The 19,226-nt window shown below is 59.6% G+C and carries 13 protein-coding genes; 7 read left to right on the forward strand and 6 right to left on the reverse strand.

The window, feature by feature from the left end:
* Positions 1 to 10: 10 nt before the first annotated feature.
* The 3 genes from QP752_RS01320 (at position 11) to QP752_RS01330 (ending at position 8,799) form a co-directional block, all read left to right on the forward strand.
* The gene (locus tag QP752_RS01320; protein WP_256000492.1) at positions 11 to 937 is read left to right on the forward strand and encodes a DUF3068 domain-containing protein; all 927 of its coding nucleotides are present in this window, start codon (positions 11 to 13) and stop codon (positions 935 to 937) included.
* Between the two features lie 294 nt (positions 938 to 1,231).
* Positions 1,232 to 4,729: a DNA-directed RNA polymerase subunit beta gene (locus QP752_RS01325; RefSeq protein WP_256000493.1), complete on the forward strand. Its 3,498-nt coding sequence runs from the start codon at positions 1,232 to 1,234 to the stop codon at positions 4,727 to 4,729.
* A 71-nt stretch (positions 4,730 to 4,800) separates the two neighbouring features.
* Positions 4,801 to 8,799, forward strand: coding sequence for a DNA-directed RNA polymerase subunit beta' (locus tag QP752_RS01330; protein ID WP_070477529.1), 3,999 nt, complete (start codon positions 4,801 to 4,803; stop codon positions 8,797 to 8,799).
* An 80-nt stretch (positions 8,800 to 8,879) separates the two neighbouring features.
* Here QP752_RS01330 and QP752_RS01335 read toward each other — a convergent pair whose 3' ends face one another.
* Positions 8,880 to 9,551, reverse strand: a complete 672-nt coding sequence (locus tag QP752_RS01335) for an anaerobic ribonucleoside-triphosphate reductase activating protein (RefSeq protein WP_256000494.1) — start codon at positions 9,549 to 9,551, stop codon at positions 8,880 to 8,882.
* On the reverse strand, positions 9,508 to 11,292 hold the full coding sequence (locus tag QP752_RS01340) for a ribonucleoside triphosphate reductase (protein ID WP_284804066.1): 1,785 nt from the start codon (positions 11,290 to 11,292) through the stop codon (positions 9,508 to 9,510). Before QP752_RS01340 ends, QP752_RS01335 begins: the two co-directional genes overlap by 44 nt.
* Before the next feature lie 406 nt (positions 11,293 to 11,698).
* Between QP752_RS01340 and rpsL the strand changes: the two genes are divergently transcribed.
* The 4 genes from rpsL to tuf all read left to right on the forward strand — a co-directional run bounded on the left by rpsL (position 11,699) and on the right by tuf (position 16,409).
* Positions 11,699 to 12,070 carry a 30S ribosomal protein S12 gene (gene rpsL, locus QP752_RS01345; protein WP_070363116.1) on the forward strand — a complete coding sequence of 124 codons (372 nt, stop codon included), beginning with the start codon at positions 11,699 to 11,701 and terminating at the stop codon, positions 12,068 to 12,070.
* 6 nt (positions 12,071 to 12,076) lie between these two features.
* Complete coding sequence (rpsG, locus tag QP752_RS01350; RefSeq protein WP_070363115.1) at positions 12,077 to 12,544, forward strand: 30S ribosomal protein S7; 468 nt, start codon at positions 12,077 to 12,079, stop codon at positions 12,542 to 12,544.
* 240 nt (positions 12,545 to 12,784) lie between these two features.
* The gene (fusA, locus tag QP752_RS01355) at positions 12,785 to 14,905 is read left to right on the forward strand and encodes an elongation factor G (RefSeq protein WP_070363114.1); all 2,121 of its coding nucleotides are present in this window, start codon (positions 12,785 to 12,787) and stop codon (positions 14,903 to 14,905) included.
* Positions 14,906 to 15,218: 313 nt separating this feature from the next.
* Positions 15,219 to 16,409, forward strand: a complete 1,191-nt coding sequence (gene tuf / locus QP752_RS01360; RefSeq protein ID WP_070363113.1) for an elongation factor Tu — start codon at positions 15,219 to 15,221, stop codon at positions 16,407 to 16,409.
* 680 nt (positions 16,410 to 17,089) lie between these two features.
* Here tuf and QP752_RS01365 read toward each other — a convergent pair.
* The 4 genes from QP752_RS01365 to QP752_RS01380 are packed head-to-tail and all read right to left on the reverse strand — an operon-like array spanning position 17,090 to position 19,216.
* A complete protein-coding gene (locus QP752_RS01365) occupies positions 17,090 to 17,650 on the reverse strand; it encodes an alkaline shock response membrane anchor protein AmaP (RefSeq protein ID WP_256020600.1) in 561 nt (186 codons plus the stop codon).
* On the reverse strand, positions 17,651 to 18,244 hold the full coding sequence (locus QP752_RS01370; RefSeq protein WP_284804078.1) for a hypothetical protein: 594 nt from the start codon (positions 18,242 to 18,244) through the stop codon (positions 17,651 to 17,653).
* On the reverse strand, positions 18,231 to 19,016 hold the full coding sequence (locus tag QP752_RS01375; protein WP_256041869.1) for an Asp23/Gls24 family envelope stress response protein: 786 nt from the start codon (positions 19,014 to 19,016) through the stop codon (positions 18,231 to 18,233). The genes QP752_RS01370 and QP752_RS01375 overlap by 14 nt, the downstream gene beginning before the upstream one ends.
* Complete coding sequence (locus QP752_RS01380) at positions 19,016 to 19,216, reverse strand: hypothetical protein (protein ID WP_070363109.1); 201 nt, start codon at positions 19,214 to 19,216, stop codon at positions 19,016 to 19,018. Before QP752_RS01380 ends, QP752_RS01375 begins: the two co-directional genes overlap by 1 nt.
* Positions 19,217 to 19,226 lie beyond the last annotated feature (10 nt).

Below are 19,226 nucleotides of genomic sequence, written 5' to 3' on the forward strand. Positions count from 1 at the left end.
ATTTCGCACCATGCTGCCCAAATCCAGGATCATTGCTTCGTTGTTGGCGGGCCTCGGTATTGCGTTGTTGGTTGGCGGTCTGCTGGCCCCGCGTGTGCTGAACTCGGGCGCGAAGCTACCGCTGGACCTTGGGGCGGTAACGCTGACGATGGCCGATCCCGACGGCACCCGCGAGGGTGAGCCGGCCCCGGTGGTGCACCAGCTGCACATGGAGGTGCAGAATCCGGCAGGCAAGGACACTGCCAGTGTGCGCGTGGGGGACACGTTGCGTGCGGGGGAAGCGGGTACGGACTTTGAAAACCTTCTCGGCGCGAGCACGTGGACGTATGCGTTGGACCGTGACACCGGTGAGGCGCAGGGACCGGCAAAGGTCCAGCTTGTGATGGCGATGCCGGCCGTCGATGTCCCGATGGAGGGGTCGTGGCTGAAGTTGCCGTCGCCGGTGAAGCAGGAGACGTACCAGGTGTTCGACCCGGTGTTGCGTGGGGCTGCTCCCGCGGAGTTCGTCGCAGAGGAATCGGTTGCTGGGCGCGCGGTGCTGCGGTTCCGGCAGGTCATTGCGCCAACGAACGTGGCGCAGCGGTACGCGGATATGCGAAACACGTTGACCGTCGAAGGGGAAGACGGTGAGCCGGTCCGCACGTTCTATACGCATAGCGCGCAGCGCGAGTTGTTGGTTGATCAGATCACTGGCGTGGTCGTGGGGATGCAGGAGCGTGTCAACGACTATTATGCTGACGTGGACGGCAATGAGGTCCAGGGCATTGTTTCCTACGACGCCGCGATGGACGAGCAGCAGACGGCCGAGCTCATCTCGCTTCTCGACGGCGCCTACGGACCTTCCACGCAGCAGGCCTTTACATGGGGTGTGCTTGGTTTGGGTGGGGTGTTGACCTTGATCGGTTTGGTTGGCGCGTTGTGGCCGCGTCGGCGTTAGCGTCGCGTGCGCGTTTAGTGCTAAGCTTCCCGGCGACGGCAAAGATTCGGGGGATTCGCGCTGCCCTTTACAACATTGGGTGGATTGTGTAAACTCATTCGTTGCACTGGAAGCCGTCTCCAGTCCGCTATGTCAACCTTGCTTTGTTGGCGTCGAGAATTTTCGAAGCGCTGACTTGACAAGGTGATTTTGCTGTCTCTGGGGGCGGGTATTCCGAAGCAGACCGAATGCTAATCTACCCAGCGGAAACGCCGATTTTTACAGAGCCAGAGTAGAGATCGGCGTCCGCCTTAGGTGCTGGAAGGACCCAACTTGGCAGTCTCAAACCAGACCATGTCAATGGCTGAAATTCCCGGGGCTCCCGAACGTTATTCGTTCGCGAAGATCGCAGAGCCGATCGCTGTCCCGGGTCTTCTTGATGTACAGCTTGAATCTTTCGCGTGGCTTGTTGGTACGCAGGAGTGGCGTGAGCGTGAGCAGGAAGCTCGCGGCGCCGACGCGCGTATCACGAGTGGCTTGGAGGACATTCTCGAAGAGATTTCTCCAATCCAGGACTACTCGGGCAACATGAGCCTGACGTTGTCCGAGCCGCGCTTCGAAGATGTCAAGGACACGATCGACGAGTGTAAAGAAAAAGATATTAACTACTCCGCGCCGTTGTATGTGACGGCGGAGTTCATCAACAATGAAACCCAGGAGATTAAGTCTCAGACGGTGTTCATTGGTGATTTCCCGCTGATGACGGACAAGGGCACCTTCATCGTCAACGGCACTGAGCGTGTTGTTGTTTCGCAGTTGGTGCGTTCGCCGGGCGTGTACTTCGACGAGACGATTGATAAGTCGACGGAACGGCCGCTGCACGCGGTGAAGGTGATCCCTTCGCGCGGTGCGTGGTTGGAGTTTGACGTCGATAAGCGTGACACGGTTGGTGTGCGTATTGACCGTAAGCGTCGTCAGCCAGTGACGGTGCTGCTGAAGGCGCTTGGTTGGACGACGGAGCAGATCACGGAGCGCTTCGGCTTCTCCGAGATCATGATGTCCACCCTCGAGAACGACGGCGTGGCGAACACCGACGAGGCTCTGCTGGAGATTTACCGCAAGCAGCGCCCGGGCGAGCAGCCGACGCGCGACCTCGCGCAGTCCCTGCTGGAGAACTCGTTCTTCAAGGCGAAGCGCTACGACCTGGCACGAGTTGGCCGTTACAAGATCAACCGCAAGCTTGGTCTTGGCGGCGACCACGACGGTCTGATGACGCTGACCGAGGAAGACATCGCGACGACCCTCGAGTACCTGGTGCGCCTGCACGCGGGTGAGCACGAGATGACTTCCCCGGAGGGCGAGGTTATCTCGATCAACACGGACGACATTGACCACTTTGGTAACCGTCGTCTACGCACGGTGGGCGAGCTCATCCAGAACCAGGTTCGCGTTGGTCTGTCCCGCATGGAGCGCGTTGTGCGCGAGCGTATGACGACGCAGGACGCGGAGTCCATCACCCCGACCTCGCTGATTAACGTCCGCCCGGTTTCCGCGGCGATCCGCGAGTTCTTCGGCACCTCGCAGCTGTCGCAGTTCATGGACCAGAACAACTCTCTGTCTGGTCTGACGCACAAGCGTCGTCTGTCGGCGCTGGGCCCTGGTGGTCTGTCGCGTGAGCGCGCCGGCATTGAAGTCCGAGACGTGCACCCGTCGCACTACGGCCGCATGTGCCCGATTGAGACGCCGGAAGGCCCGAACATTGGTCTGATCGGTGCGTTGGCTTCCTACGCACGCGTCAACGCGTTCGGCTTCATTGAGACGCCGTACCAGAAGGTCGAAGACGGCAAGCTGACTGATACGGTCCACTACCTGACCGCGGACGAAGAGGACCGCTACGCAATTGCGCAGGCGGCCACCCCGATGGATAAGGACGGCAACCTAACTGGTGAGCGTATTGAGGTCCGCCTGAAGGACGGCGACATCGGCGTCGTTGGCCCTAAGGGCGTCGATTACCTCGACATTTCCCCACGCCAGATGGTGTCCGTGGCAACGGCAATGATTCCGTTCCTCGAGCACGATGACGCGAACCGTGCCCTCATGGGTGCGAACATGCAGAAGCAGGCTGTGCCGCTGCTGCGTTCTGAGGCCGCGTACGTGGCCACCGGCATGGAGCAGCGCGCTGCGTACGATGCTGGTGACACGATTATTTCGGCGAAGGCTGGCGTCGTCACGAATGTGACAGGTGACTTCATCACCGTCATGGACGACGAAGGCATCCAGGACACGTACATGCTGCGCACGTTCGAGCGCACGAACCAGGGCACCTGCTACAACCAGGTTCCGATCGTTGACCACGGTCAGCGTGTTGAGGCTGGCCAGGTGCTGGCTGACGGTCCTGGTACCAAGAACGGTGAGATGGCGCTCGGCCGCAACCTGCTGGTTGCGTTTATGCCGTGGGAAGGCCACAACTACGAGGACGCGATCATCCTGAACCAGCGCGTGGTTGAGGACGACATTCTGACTTCCGTGCACATCGAAGAGCACGAGATCGACGCCCGCGACACCAAGCTGGGTGCAGAGGAAATTACTCGCGAGATCCCGAACGTGTCCGAGGACGTGCTGAAGGACCTCGATGAGCGCGGCATTATCCGCATCGGTGCGGACGTGCGTGACGGCGACATCCTGGTCGGTAAGGTCACCCCGAAGGGTGAGACCGAGCTGACTCCGGAGGAGCGTCTGCTGCGCGCCATCTTCGGCGAGAAGGCCCGCGAGGTCCGCGACACCTCCCTGAAGGTGCCGCACGGTGAGACCGGTAAGGTCATCGCGGTTCGTCGCTTCTCCCGCGAGGACGACGACGATCTGTCGCCAGGCGTCAACGAGATGATTCGCGTCTATGTTGCGCAGAAGCGCAAGATCCAGGACGGCGACAAGATGGCTGGCCGCCACGGCAACAAGGGTGTCGTGGGCAAGATTCTGCCGCAGGAAGATATGCCGTTCATGGAGGATGGCACCCCGGTGGACATCATTCTGAACACCCACGGTGTGCCGCGTCGTATGAACATTGGCCAGGTCCTTGAGGTACACCTCGGCTGGTTGGCGAAGGCTGGTTGGACGGTCAACCCGGACGATCCTGCGAACGCCAAGTTGCTCGAGACGCTGCCTGAGCATCTGTACGACGTCCCGCCTGAGTCGCTCACCGCGACCCCAGTGTTTGACGGCGCGACGAACGAGGAGATCGCTGGTCTGCTGGCGAATTCCAAGCCGAACCGCGACGGTGACGTCATGGTCGATGAGAACGGCAAGACCACGCTGTTCGACGGCCGCTCCGGCGAGCCATTCAAGTACCCGATTTCCGTCGGCTACATGTACATGCTCAAGCTGCACCACCTGGTTGACGAGAAGATTCACGCTCGCTCCACTGGTCCGTACTCCATGATTACCCAGCAGCCGCTCGGCGGTAAGGCCCAGTTCGGTGGCCAGCGCTTCGGTGAGATGGAGGTGTGGGCGATGCAGGCATACGGCGCCGCCTACACGCTGCAGGAACTGCTGACGATTAAGTCGGATGACGTGGTTGGCCGCGTGAAGGTGTACGAGGCCATTGTGAAGGGCGAGAACATCCCTGACCCGGGTATTCCGGAGTCGTTCAAGGTGTTGCTCAAGGAGCTGCAGTCGCTGTGCCTGAACGTTGAAGTCCTTTCGACGGACGGCACCCCGATGGAGCTCGACGGCGATGATGACGACTTTGATCAGGCCGGTTCCTCCCTTGGCATCAACCTGTCACGTGACGAGGGCTCCGCGGCGGACACCGCCTAAGCCAGGAACGAACGAAAGAATCTATCCAACTGCAATCCTCCCCGTCGTTGGGGAGGTGAAAGGGAATTTACGTGTTTGACGTAAACCTCTTCGACGAGCTTCGCATCGGCCTGGCTACTGCTGACGACATCCGTCGTTGGTCGCATGGTGAGGTCAAGAAGCCCGAAACGATTAACTACCGCACGTTGAAGCCGGAAAAGGACGGCCTGTTCTGCGAGCGCATCTTCGGTCCTACCCGTGACTGGGAGTGTGCGTGTGGCAAGTACAAGCGTGTCCGCTACAAGGGCATCATTTGTGAACGTTGTGGCGTCGAGGTCACTAAGTCGAAGGTTCGCCGTGAGCGCATGGGCCACATTGAGCTGGCCGCGCCGGTGACCCACATTTGGTACTTCAAGGGCGTCCCATCGCGCCTGGGTTACCTGCTGGATCTTGCTCCGAAGGACCTGGAGCGCATCATTTACTTCGCCGCGAACATCATCACCAGTGTTGATGAGGAGGCGCGTCACAACGACATGTCGACGCTCGAGGCGGAGATGCTGCTCGAGAAGAAGGAAGTCGAGCAGGATGCGAATGCCGAGATTGCGGAGCGCGCGCAGAAGCTGGAGGAGGACCTCGCTGAGCTCGAGGCTGCCGGTGCGACTGCTGCCGCCCGCAAGAAGGTGCAGAACGCTGCTGACAAGGAGATGCAGCACATCCGCGAGGCCGGCGAGCGCGAGGTCGAGCGCCTCGACGAAATTTGGTCCACCTTCCAGAAGCTTGCTCCGAAGCAGATGATTATCGACGAGTTCCTCTACGAAGAGCTCGTGGACCGCTACGAGGACTACTTCACCGGCGGCATGGGCGCTGAGGCGATCCAGACGCTGATCCGCAACTTCGACCTCGAAGCTGAGGCGGAGGAACTGCGCACCATCATCGCTGAGGGCAAGGGCCAGAAGAAGGTCCGCGCACTGAAGCGCCTGAAGGTTGTGGCTGCGTTCCAGCGTTCCGGCAATGATCCTGCCGGCATGATCCTGGACGCGATCCCGGTGATCCCACCAGAGCTGCGTCCAATGGTGCAGCTCGACGGTGGCCGTTTCGCCACCTCGGACCTGAATGACCTGTACCGTCGCGTAATTAACCGCAACAACCGTTTGAAGCGCATGATTGACCTGGGAGCCCCAGAGATCATCGTGAACAACGAGAAGCGCATGCTGCAAGAGTCTGTCGACGCCCTCTTCGACAACGGCCGTCGTGGCCGCCCTGTCACGGGCCCAGGCAACCGTCCGCTGAAGTCCCTGTCTGACCTGCTGAAGGGTAAGCAGGGTCGCTTCCGCCAGAACCTGCTGGGTAAGCGTGTGGACTACTCTGGCCGTTCGGTCATTATTGTTGGTCCGCAGCTGAAGATGCACGAGTGTGGTCTGCCGAAGCTGATGGCGCTCGAGCTGTTCAAGCCGTTCGTGATGAAGCGCCTCGTGGACAATGAGTACGCGCAGAACATTAAGTCGGCGAAGCGCATGGTGGAGCGCCAGCGCCCTGAGGTGTGGGACGTCCTCGAAGAGGCGATTTCCGAGCACCCAGTGCTGCTGAACCGTGCACCAACCCTGCACCGCCTTGGCATTCAGGCGTTCGAGCCGAAGCTGGTCGAGGGTAAAGCAATCCAGCTGCACCCGCTGGCCTGTGAGGCGTTCAACGCTGACTTCGACGGTGACCAGATGGCAGTCCACCTGCCGCTGTCCGCGGAGGCGCAGGCCGAGGCCCGCATCCTGATGCTGTCCTCGAACAACATCCTGTCCCCGGCATCCGGCAAGCCACTGGCGATGCCTCGCCTGGACATGGTGACCGGCCTGTACTTCCTGACCATGGAAAAGGGCGAGGACGAGATCGGCGGCGAGGGTCGTTTCACCCCAGCCGACGAGAACGGCCCAGCCAAGGGCGTGTACTCCTCCTACCGTGAGGCCATCATGGCCTACGACCTGGGCGTACTTGGCCTGCAGGCACCGATCAAGGTGCGCATCGACCACCTGCGTCCGACGATTGAGATTGAGGCTGAGCAGTTCCCAGACGGCTGGTCGAAGGGCCAGGCTTGGATGATGGAGACCACCCTTGGTCGCATCATGTTCAACGAGCTGCTTCCGTTCAACTTCCCGTACCAGGAAGGCGCGATGGTCCGGAAGGGCGGCGGTGCCGGCAAGGTGCTGTTGGGCGACATCATCCAGTCGATGGTGGAGAAGTACCCAATGATTACCGTTGCCCAGACGCTGGACAAGCTGAAGGACGCCGGTTTCTACTGGGCGACCCGTTCCGGCGTGACCATCTCCATGTCCGACGTGTTGGTGCTTCCGAACAAGACGGAAATCCTCGAGCAGTACGAGCAGCGCGCCGAGGAGATCGAGCGCAAGTACTGGGAGAAGGGTGCCTTGACCGAGGAGAACCGCTACGACCGTCTCGTGGAGCTGTGGCAGGACGCCACGAACCAGGTCGGTGAAGCAGTTGAGGCGCTGTACCCGGATGACAACCCGATTCCGATGATCGTGAAGTCTGGCGCTGCCGGTAACATGCGTCAGATCTGGACCCTGGCCGGCATGAAGGGCATGGTCGTGAACTCGCGCGGTGAGTACATCACCCGCCCGATCAAGACCTCCTTCCGCGAAGGCCTGACAGTGATGGAGTACTTCAACAACTCCCACGGTTCCCGAAAGGGCCTGGCGGATACGGCACTGCGTACCGCAGACTCCGGCTACCTGACCCGCCGTCTTGTCGACGTCGCCCAGGACGTCATCGTCCGCGAGCACGACTGCGGCACCCGCCAGGGAGTCAAGGTTCCAGTTGCGCAGCTTGCCGGTGAGAAGTTCGTCCGCGACGAGTTCGTCGAGACCTCCGTCGCTGGCCGAGTACTGGCATCCGACGCGAAGGACGCCGAGGGCAACGTTGTGCTCGAAGCCGACGCTGAGCTTTCGGAAGAGCGTATCGACGCCCTCGTCGCCGCCGGTGTCGAAGAAGTCAAGGTCCGCTCCGTCCTGACCTGCCAGACCCCAACCGGCGTCTGCGCGAAGTGCTACGGCAAGTCCATGGCATCCGGCAAGCTTGTCGACATCGGTGAAGCCGTCGGTATCGTGGCTGCACAGTCGATTGGTGAGCCTGGTACCCAGCTGACCATGCGTACCTTCCACCAGGGTGGTGTCGGCGGTGACATTACCGGTGGTCTGCCACGTGTTCAGGAGCTGTTCGAGGCACGCGTGCCGAAGAACTGCGCCCCGATCGCATCCGTGGCCGGCACCGTCACCCTTGAGGACGAAGGCAACTTCTGGACGCTCACCATCCACCCGGATGACGGCTCCGACGTAGTGGTCTACGAGAAGCTGTCGAAGCGCCAGGGCCTCGCACAGGTCCGCCGCCCGATGGAGTCCAACCCGAACGCGATGATCGAGCGCTCCCTGCGTGAAGGCGACCACGTCAACGTGGGCGACCGCCTCCTGCGCGGCGCTGCTGACCCGCACGACGTGCTCGAGGTTCTCGGCCGCCGTGGCGTGGAGAAGCACCTCATCGACGAAGTGCAGGCCGTGTACCGCACCCAGGGTGTGTCCATCCACGATAAGCACATCGAGATCATCATCCGCCAGATGCTGCGCCGCGGCACCGTCATCGACTCGGGTACCACCGAGTTCCTGCCGGGTACGCTCGTGGATCTGTCGGAGGCACGCCAGGTCAACGCTGCAGCTGTTGCAGATGGTGGCGAGCCAGCAGAGATGCGCTCCGAGATCATGGGTATCACCAAGGCCTCCCTGGCAACCGAGTCCTGGCTGTCCGCCGCCTCGTTCCAGGAGACCACGCGTGTGCTCACGGACGCTGCTATCAACAAGCGTTCTGACCAGCTGATCGGTCTGAAGGAGAACGTGATCATCGGTAAGCTGATCCCGGCTGGTACCGGTATCTCGCGCTACCGCAACATCACGGTCAAGCCGACGGAAGCCGCCCGCTCCGCCGCCTACTCGATCCCGTCCTTCGGCGACGGCATCTACGGCGACGAGGCATACGGCGACTACACCGGCGCCTCCGTCCCACTGGAGGAATACGGGTACGACCAGATCTAGTGACTCTGGCTTATAGCTAGGTCTGCTACCCCAGCACCAGCGCCCCGCCCCCTGAACCCAGGGAGGCGGGGCGCTTTGCCTTAGGCGCTGTACACGCCGTGGGCGTCAACTCCGCGAGCCCACTGCAATACCAGCGCGTGGCCCCGCTGTGCGGCGGCGTCCTGCAGCTGGTCGATGTTTTGCTCGATGACGGACCCCGGCCACAACGTAGTACGCAGCTGCAGTTCCATGCCATGTTCGCGGGCCGCGGCGCACACGATGTCGAGGCTTTCCCACATCCGTGCGGCCACCACGCTGGTGACACCAGCGACCGAGGGTAAGTGCTCGGGAAGCGCCTTGACGTCGAACCCGATCCAGTCGGGGCGGGTAGCCGAGTCAGCGAGAATGGAACCCAGCCTCGCGGGAACGTAACCACTCGTGTGTAGCCCGACGGGAAACCCGATCTCATGGGCCGCGGCAATCGCTTCGCCGAGACCTGCGCATGCGAGTGGTTCGCCGCCGGAAATGACGAGGGCGTCAATAAGTCCGTGTCGAGCCCGCAGTAAGTCGAGCACTTCCGAGAAATCGTGGGGAGCAGGAGTAAATTCCTGCAAGCTAGGGTTGTGGCAGTAGCTGCAGCGCAGTGGGCAGCCTTGTGTGAATGCCGTGACCGTGAGACGGCCGGGCCAGTCGGTGGCGGAGAACGGAATGATCCCCGCCACCGGCAGGTTAGGCGAAGGCTTCTGCGAAGTAGTGACGCTCAGCGAACTCACCCTTCTTCCCAGTGTTGAAGCTTTGCACGGGCCGGAAGTAGCCCATTACGCGCGTCCACATTTCGGTGGCGCTTCCGCAGTGCGGGCATTCGGGGTGCTCGCCGGAGATGTAGCCGTGGTTTGCGCAGATGGAGAACGTCGGCGTGATAGTGATGTACGGCAGGCGGAAGGTTTCTAGGCTGCGTCGTACGAGCTTGGCGGTTGCTTCGCCACTGGACATTGCTGCGCCCATGTACAGGTGAAGCACCGTGCCGCCGGTGTACTTCGTTTGCAGGTCCTCCTGGGCGGCGAGCGCCGCGAACGGATCTGGAGTGTGCGCAACAGGCAGCTGGGAGGAGTTGGTGTAGTACGGCTGCTCCTCGGTACCTGCCTGGATGATGCCGGGATAGCGGGCACGGTCCTCGCGTGCAAAGCGGTACGTTGCGCCTTCCGCGGGGGACGCTTCTAGGTTGTAGAGGTGCCCTGTACGTTCCTGAGCTTCCGTGATGCGGGCATTGATGTGGTCGAGCAGGCGCGCCACAAGTGCATGGCCTTGGGGGTCGGTGATGTCGTAGGCGTCGTGCGTGAAGTTGCGTACCATTTCGTTGCAGCCATTGACCCCGATGGTGGTGAAGTGGTTGTCAAACCCCGGTAACCACCGTTTCGTGTACGGGTATAGCCCCTTATCGAAGCAATCTTGCACAAACGCGCGACGCCGCTCCAGCGTATCGACAGCCACCTCGATCAACTCGTCAACCCTGCGCAGTAGTGCAGCCTCATTGTTGGGGAAGAGGTACCCGAGGCGTGCGCAGTTCAGGGTGACTACGCCAATGGAGCCAGTGAGCTCCGCGGAACCGAACAGGCCGTTTCCGCGCTTGAGTAGCTCACGCAGGTCGAGTTGGAGGCGGCAGCACATCGAGCGGATCATGCCTGGGTCCAAATCCGAGTTGAGGAAATTTTGGAAGTAGGGGAGGCCGTACTTGCCAGTCATGTCGAACACGGCTTTCGCGTTTGGCGAGCCCCAGTCGAAGTCCTTGGTGATGTTGTACGTCGGGATGGGGAAGGTAAATGGTCGGCCGTCGGCGTCGCCTTGGGACATAACCTCAATGAACGCGCGGTTGATCATGTCCATCTCTTCTTGGAGCTCGCCGTAAGTGAAGTCGACAGGGTCTCCACCGATGAACGGAGTCTGCTCAGCGAGGTCCTGAGGGCACGTCCAGTCAAATGTAAGGTTTGTGAACGGAGTCTGCGTCCCCCAACGCGAGGGAACGTTGAGGTTGAAGACGAACTCCTGCATGTGTTGCAAGACGTCCTCGTAGGTGAGCGAGTCCAGCCGTACGAATGGTGCCATGTAGGTATCGAAGCTGGAGAACGCCTGCGCGCCAGCCCATTCGTTCTGCAGTGTGCCGAGGAAGTTCACTACTTGTCCGCACGCGGAGGAGAAATGTTTTGGTGGCAGAGAAGATATCGTGCCAGGTACCCCTCCGAACCCTTCTTCAAGGAGCTGCCTCAATGACCACCCTGCGCAGTACCCGGAGAGCATGTCGAGATCGTGGATGTGGAGGTCGCCGTTGCGGTGGGCATTGCCGGCGACGTCGGAAAACACTTCGTCCAGCCAGTAGTTGGCGGTGATTTTGCCGGCGGAGTTGAGAATCATTCCGCCGAGGGAGTAATCCTGATTGGCGTTTGCGTTGATGCGCCAGTCAGCGCGGTGGAGGTATTCGTTGATGGTGGCTTGGGGGTTGACGTTGTTGGCGGCCATGCTGCTTCCTTTCTCTCGGTTCGTAACTAACGTAGCTGTAATTCCATTGATCGTAATTAGTAGATATGGACACAAAGAGTAACTGAGATACAACATGTGGTAGCCGTAGGGGTGTGCACCCTTGGTGGACGACGGGCGATAGGTGTAGGTGTAGTAGCGCCTCCATACACCTTCAGTACACCCTCGAGCGGGGGTATGTACTGTGGAGGAAGTTTCGGTCTTGCAAAGCTGGGGTGGCTCGTGATACTCTGTCGGACGGTTCACCACCTCAAGGTGAAGTGTCTGATCGTTTTCGCATAAACGTGGCGGAGCGTTCTGGACGTGCGGCAGGGCCCCGGGAAAGAGCCCTCATTTTTGCATGTTCAGGCGGTTGTCCGCCTCAGCGTAAAAATTAGAAGGAAAATCTATGCCAACTATCCAGCAGCTGGTCCGCAAGGGCCGCCACGACAAGCGTGGCAAGGTAGCAACTGCAGCGCTGAAGGGTTCCCCGCAGCGTCGTGGCGTGTGCACCCGCGTGTACACCACCACGCCGAAGAAGCCGAACTCGGCGCTTCGTAAGGTTGCTCGTGTTCGTCTGACCTCCGGTATTGAGGTCTCCGCATACATCCCAGGTGAGGGTCACAACCTCCAGGAGCACTCCATGGTGCTTGTCCGTGGTGGTCGTGTGAAGGACCTCCCGGGTGTTCGCTACAAGATTATTCGTGGTTCCTTGGATACCCAGGGTGTCAAGGATCGTAAGCAGGCTCGTTCCCGCTACGGCGCAAAGAAGGGACAGTAATCAGAAATGCGTAAGCAGCAAGCTCCGAAGCGTCCCATCGTTAAGGACCCGGTATACAACTCTGAACTCGTGACCCAGCTGGTCAACAAGGTGCTTCTCGACGGCAAGAAGTCCACCGCTGAGCGCATCGTCTACGGTGCACTCGAGATCTGCCGTGAAAAGACCGGCACCGATCCGGTTGGCACCTTGGAAAAGGCACTCGGCAACATCCGTCCTGACCTTGAGGTTCGCTCCCGTCGTGTCGGTGGCGCTACCTACCAGGTTCCAGTCGAGGTGAAGCCAGTTCGTGCAACCACTCTGGCTCTGCGCTGGATGGTCACCTTCACGCGCCAGCGACGTGAGAACTCGATGATCGAGCGTCTCGCTAACGAGATCCTGGACGCATCCAACGGCTTGGGTGCATCCGTGAAGCGTCGCGAGGACGTCCACAAGATGGCCGAGGCAAACCGCGCGTTTGCTCACTACCGCTGGTAGTCGCCGGTAGGTCATATATGAAACAAAGCGCCCGGACCATGCTGACACGGACAACGTGTGCACAATTGCATACGTGGTTACCCACCAATGTGGGTGCACGTGCGGCGTCCGGGTTTTTGTTTTGAAGTGACTTACAGGCTGGCTCTGCCCATCTTGGGCAAACAGTGGCACAATGAACTAGGTAAATATTCGCCAAGACGTGTGCAGCACGTCGACGACTTTTAAGTTGGGGTAAATAACGTGGCACAAGAAGTGCTTAAGGATCTGCACAAGGTCCGCAACATCGGCATCATGGCGCACATCGATGCTGGTAAGACCACCACGACAGAGCGCATTCTGTTCTACACCGGTATTAACCGCAAGGTCGGCGAGACCCACGACGGTGGCGCAACCACCGACTGGATGGAGCAGGAGAAAGAGCGCGGCATCACCATTACGTCCGCAGCAGTGACCTGCTTCTGGAATAACAACCAGATCAACATCATCGATACGCCGGGTCACGTGGACTTCACCGTTGAGGTTGAGCGTTCCCTGCGCGTGCTCGATGGCGCAGTTGCTGTGTTTGACGGCAAGGAAGGCGTTGAGCCGCAGTCTGAGCAGGTCTGGCGTCAGGCTGCAAAGTACGACGTTCCGCGTATCTGCTTCGTCAACAAGATGGACAAGCTGGGCGCTGACTTCTACTACACCGTTGGCACGATCGTCGATCGTCTCGGCGCCAAGCCGTTGGTAATGCAGCTCCCGATCGGTGCTGAGGATGACTTTGACGGTGTCGTTGACCTTCTCGAGATGAAGGCAATGCTGTGGCCAGGCAAGGTCGAGACCGGCACTCCTGCACAGATCACCGAGATCCCGGACGATCTGAAGGAAAAGGCTGAGGAGTACCGTGAGAAGCTCGTCGAGACCGTTGCTGAGTCCGACGAAGAGCTCATGGAGAAGTACTTCGGCGGCGAAGAGCTCACGATCGAAGAGCTCAAGGCTGGCATCCGTAAGCTGACCGTTAATTCGGAAGTTTACCCAGTGTTCTGTGGTACTGCGTACCGCAACAAGGGTGTCGAGCCTGTGCTGGACGCTATCGTCGATTACCTGCCTTCTCCGCTGGATATCGGCGAGGTTCACGGCACCTCCGTCGACGGTGAGGAAGACCTCACGCGTAAGCCTTCCGTTGATGAGCCGTTCTCTGCACTGGCTTTCAAGATTGCTGTGCACCCGTTCTTCGGCAAGCTGACTTACGTGCGCGTGTACTCGGGCCAGGCTATCCCGGGCGAGAACATGATGAACTCCACCAAGCAGCAGCGTGAGCGCGTGGGCAAGCTCTTCCAGATGCACGCGAACAAGGAGAACCCGGTTGAGCACGCTGACGCCGGCAACATCTACGCGTTCATTGGCTTGAAGCACACCACTACTGGTGACACCCTGTGCAACCCTGATCATCCGATCATCCTCGAGTCCATGGACTTCCCGGATCCGGTTATTCAGGTTGCTATTGAGCCGAAGACCAAGGCTGACCAGGAGAAGCTGGGCACCGCTATTCAGAAGCTTGCTGAAGAGGACCCAACCTTCACCGTTCACCTGGATGAGGAGACCGGCCAGACCGTTATCGGCGGCATGGGCGAGCTCCACCTCGACGTCCTCGTTGACCGCATGAAGCGCGAGTTCAAGGTCGAGGCGAACATTGGTTCTCCACAGGTTGCGTACCGCGAGACCATCCGCAAGAAGGTGCAGTCCCTGGACTACACCCACAAGAAGCAGACTGGTGGTTCCGGTCAGTTCGCAAAGGTTATCGTTTCCATCGAGCCTTACAACCCGGATCCAGAGACCCTGGAAGAGGGCGAGAGCGCAACCTACCTGTTCGTCAACGAGGTCACCGGTGGTCGCGTGCCGAAGGAGTACATCCCTTCCGTGGATGCCGGTATCCAGGACGCGATGCAGTACGGCTACCTCGCTGGCTACCCGCTGGTCAACATCAAGGCAACCCTCGAAGACGGCGCTTACCACGAGGTTGACTCCTCCGAAATGGCCTTCAAGATGGCCGGTTCGCAGGTGCTCAAGGAGGCCGTCGCTAAGGCGAAGCCAGTGCTGCTCGAGCCGCTGATGGCTGTTGAGGTTGTCACGCCTGAGGAGTACATGGGTGACGTCATCGGTGACCTGAACTCCCGTCGTGGCCAAGTCAACTCGATGGACGACCGCTCTGGCGCCAAGGTTGTCAAGGCTGTTGTTCCGCTGTCGCAGATGTTCGGTTACGTTGGTGACCTGCGCTCCAAGACGCAGGGTCGCGCGAACTACACCATGGTGTTTGACTCCTACGGTGAAGTTCCGTCCAACGTCGCTCAGGAAATCATCGACGCCCGCAACGGCAACTAATCGCTGCTCCCTGCTTCTCGACGGCCTGCTCACGTGCCAGTGAGCGTGACCGGTAGAAGGAAGCAGGGATGGCCGCTAGTAGCGGTCGCGCTGGAATCGCCACAAGATTGAAGTGGTGGTTTGAGCCGGCCGTTACTCGCGACGAATGATCCCGGAACTTTCGGTCTGACGGTTTGAAAATCAGACTGGGAATCTCTAGGATCAGGTAACTGGCACATTGTGAATGAGCCGACGCCTTTTCGAAGGCAAAGGCAAATGTAAACCACGTGGCTGCGAAGGTCGTAGCCACCATGAAGTCCTAGGAGGACATACAGTGGCAAAGGCAAAGTTCGAACGTACAAAGCCGCACGTCAACATCGGTACCATTGGTCACGTCGACCACGGTAAGACGACCACCACGGCTGCTATCACCAAGGTGCTCGCTGACAAGTACCCGGAGGAGAACAAGTCCTTCGCGTACGACGCGATTGACAAGGCGCCGGAAGAGCGCGAGCGCGGCATTACCATTAACATTTCCCACGTCGAGTACAACACTCCTAAGCGTCACTACGCACACGTGGATGCTCCAGGCCACGCTGACTACATCAAGAACATGATCACCGGTGCTGCTCAGATGGACGGCGCAATCCTCGTGGTTGCTGCTACCGACGGCCCGATGCCTCAGACCCGCGAGCACGTTCTGCTTGCTCGCCAGGTTGGCGTTCCTTACATCCTCGTTGCTCTGAACAAGTGCGACATGGTCGACGATGAGGAAATCATCGAGCTCGTCGAGATGGAAGTTCGTGAGCTTCTCGCAGAGCAGGATTACGACGAAGAGGCTCCAATCGTTCACATCTCCGCTCTGAAGGCTCTTGAGGGCGAGGAGAAGTGGGTTGACTCCATCGTTGAGCTCATGGAAGCTTGCGACAACTCCATTCCGGACCCAGTTCGCGAGACCGACCGTGACTTCCTGATGCCGATCGAGGACATCTTCACCATTTCCGGCCGCGGTACCGTTGTTACCGGCCGTGTTGAGCGTGGCGTCCTGAACCTCAACGACGAAGTTGAGATCATCGGTATCCGCGAGAAGTCCACGAAGACCACCGTCACCTCCATCGAGATGTTCAACAAGCTTCTCGACACCGCTGAGGCTGGCGACAACGCAGCTCTGCTGCTTCGTGGCCTGAAGCGTGAGGACGTTGAGCGTGGTCAGGTTGTCATCAAGCCGGGCGCTTACACCCCTCACTCCAAGTTCGAGGGCTCCGTCTACGTCCTGTCCAAGGACGAGGGTGGCCGTCACACGCCATTCTTCGACAACTACCGTCCTCAGTTCTACTTCCGCACCACCGACGTTACCGGTGTTGTGCACCTGCCTGAGGGCACCGAGATGGTCATGCCTGGCGACAACGTCGACATGTCCGTCGAGCTGATCCACCCAGTCGCTATGGACGAGGGCCTGCGCTTCGCTATCCGCGAGGGCTCCCGTACCGTCGGCGCTGGCCGCGTCACCAAGATCCTCGGCTAATTCAGTCCGATAACGTGACGTAAAGGTCACTCCCCATCGGGGAGTGACCTTTTTTCATGCCTACAGTGCGTTGGGAAGGCAACGGTTCTAGGACCACTATGTCCTGCAGCTGGTCACCGTGCTGTTACTTCAGTGCATTGGGCACCGCCGACTTAAGGGACATTTTGTGTGTAACTAGCCGCGTCCAGCCCACCCCTTTCTCACGGCTAGACCGGGGTTGCATTGACGATCATTGCCAGTATTGAATTCTTTCAGCCGCCCATTCAGTGCACCGCTGTGTGCAAGATCGTCTCTCGCCCCGCAGGCTGTATGGCAGCTCGCTTAACGGCATACCCCAATGCCTTGCTTCCCGGTCCTGTTCGTGCCCTGGCCAGTATCGTGCACGCCCAGGGCTTTGCTCGTCCCCCTGGCAGTATGCGATCGCCCAACTCGTAGAGAGACCGGTTCTTGTTCTCTAGAGCCACCAATCTCGCTGCGCTACCCGCAGACTCGATACATCCCACACGTCAGACGTCATCCGGCGTTCAATTCTCAAGACCGGCGAATGGAACTGTTTTGAAAACCATATCGGGAGTCCGGGAAACCGAATAGATTTATACACACAAAATGTCCCTTAAGCCGCACCGTCTGGACACGAAAAGCTCCCCACCTGTTGGTGGGGAGCATTCGCGTGAGTACTTTTAGGCGCTAACCTGGTCGAAGTGCAGCTTCCACAGGGTATCCACGTTCATTGTGTGGTTTGCCATTCGGAAGTCCTGATCGGCGCGTTCGAGAACGTCAACGACTTCGTCAAGCGAGAATGCTGGGTTGGCAATCGCAACGAATTCAACGGTCGGCCTGGTCTCGACCATCGCAACTTTGGCGTCGGCGGAGTTGATCATGGGGTCCATAGCCAAGTGGTGGCACGCCGCTTCGGCGACGCGTTTGACGTTGATTTCGGTTGTGCCATGCTCGGCGTCGGCCGCGGTGATTGCTCGGGTCGAGAATCCGCGGCTGCGTGTGTTCGCGATAATGGCCCACAGCCCGATAATTACCAGCACAACCGCACCGACGATCAACGCGGTGTTGTACCAGGAACGGTAGGGCAGGTTGCCGATCACCACTGGATCCACCTGCTGGATCCATTGGCTGGCGTAGGGGATGTCCCAGAAGTATGCGAGTGGAACGAACCCGATGCAGAGCAACAAAATGCCGAGGATGAAGACGAGTATGCGGTCAAAGAACGCAAGTGTCTTGGTCATTTACTTCGCCTCCTGTTCAGCAACTGGTGCTGGCGCTTCGGTCTTGATGGTGATGGCGGGTACCTGCTCCAGACGATGGAACTCACCAACGAGAGTTTCGTGTGCGTGCTGCTCGACATCTGGCCGCTGGACGTCGGTCTGCATTGTGAGCGTCAGTTTGTTCCGGTCCGCTTTGGTACGCGCATGGTTTGCGCCAAACTGAGACGTTGCAAGGAACGTCGACTTCCGCGCAATATCCACGGGTCGCGTCCAGATCGAAACCGGTGACTGCACGCGTAGATGAGTTTTCTGGCGTGGCTTCAACGACGCAATCACGAGCGCAAGCCCCACCAACATCACAACGATGCCGACGGCGACGGCTACCCACGTAATGTCAATGAGATTCAACGTCAACTGGTCGTAGAGCTCGGGGAGCCACTCCGGTTGGTTGCTAGTTTCCTGGAGTCGCACCCAAGCGTCGTGCCCGGTAACAACGGCGCCCCCGAGGAACGCCAGGCCGGCGAGCACGGTGATCCAGCGTGCAACTGGGCTAGCTTTCGGTGCGGCAGCCGGGTGCGGGCCTACTGGGGCGACGGGTGTATTAGGTTCGGTCATAGTACTTCACCGCCGGTTTGATCGTAATTTCACGAAGCGGCTGAGGTTGCGGTGCCGATACTGTCGTCGGTGCCGCTGTGCGCTTCACGCGAATGGGCTTGAGCGGCGCAGGTTGCGGAACGCTCGGGCTATATACGCGCTGTTGGCGTGTTTGCACGCCAAGCAGCCGGGCAGGCTCCGGCGTTTGTGGACGGAAAACCCGCGTGGGCTGTGCTTCGAAGCCCTTGGTACGCACGGGGTACGGAGTCGGAGCGGCAATGGATTTCACAGAGACTGGCTCTGGAACGTGGGTGTCCGTCAGGTCGTCGACAAGCGAGCGAGCGACGATATCGTGCAACGGTTCCGGCTCCTTCGTCGTCGGGGACTCTACGTCCAAAGGCTTGACCTTCAGCGGAGTCGGGATGATGAACGACTGGTGGTTTGCAACGTCGTCCCACGAGACGGGTTCACCGGCGTTCGCGGTGACGTTAGCCACCTCGATATTGACGCTGGAGACGTCCAGCCCAGTCAATGTCCGGATGTGCGAGATGATCGTTGAACGCACGGCGTCCGTGATGGCAGCAATGGGGGCAGGGTAAGTAGTAGCGATCTCGGCTTCGACGGCCGCGGTGCCTGAAACTCGGTCCAGGCGGACATCGATTTGGGGAAAGCTGCGGCCTGCCAAACCTGCAAGCTTTGCGTCCATTTCGATCGTGCCGGGCACTGACGAAGCCGCCACCTCAGCAATCTGCGCGATGACGCGCTCACTGAGATGGAATTGGTTCGACGCCATTAGCTACGACCCTTGCCCGAGCTGGTGCTCAGGATTTCTGCGAGGTCCAGCTTGCCATCAAGCTGGGCGCCGACGACACCACCAATGACGGAGAAGAGAACGAGCCACAGTAGCCCGAGTCCGCCGCCAAAGGTGACGAAGAAAGCAACGATAATGCCGATAATGACACCGGTTAACGCTTTGTTAGATAAAAGATTCATTGTTCACCAC

Source organism: Corynebacterium sp. UMB10321, from assembly GCF_030228725.1.
Lineage (GTDB): Bacteria > Actinomycetota > Actinomycetes > Mycobacteriales > Mycobacteriaceae > Corynebacterium > Corynebacterium pseudogenitalium.

Excerpts from the sequence above, each read along its gene's own strand:
- QP752_RS01320 (WP_256000492.1), top strand. The coding sequence starts at position 11 with ATGCTGCCCAAATCCAGGATCATTGCTTCGTTGTTGGCGGGCCTCGGT.
- QP752_RS01340 (WP_284804066.1), bottom strand. The coding sequence starts at position 11,292 with ATGGCCGCCAACAACGTCAACCCCCAAGCCACCATCAACGAATACCTC.
- rpsL (WP_070363116.1), top strand. The coding sequence starts at position 11,699 with ATGCCAACTATCCAGCAGCTGGTCCGCAAGGGCCGCCACGACAAGCGT.
- rpsG (WP_070363115.1), top strand. The coding sequence starts at position 12,077 with ATGCGTAAGCAGCAAGCTCCGAAGCGTCCCATCGTTAAGGACCCGGTA.
- QP752_RS01365 (WP_256020600.1), bottom strand. The coding sequence starts at position 17,650 with ATGACCAAGACACTTGCGTTCTTTGACCGCATACTCGTCTTCATCCTC.
- QP752_RS01370 (WP_284804078.1), bottom strand. The coding sequence starts at position 18,244 with ATGACCGAACCTAATACACCCGTCGCCCCAGTAGGCCCGCACCCGGCT.
- QP752_RS01375 (WP_256041869.1), bottom strand. The coding sequence starts at position 19,016 with ATGGCGTCGAACCAATTCCATCTCAGTGAGCGCGTCATCGCGCAGATT.
- QP752_RS01380 (WP_070363109.1), bottom strand. The coding sequence starts at position 19,216 with ATGAATCTTTTATCTAACAAAGCGTTAACCGGTGTCATTATCGGCATT.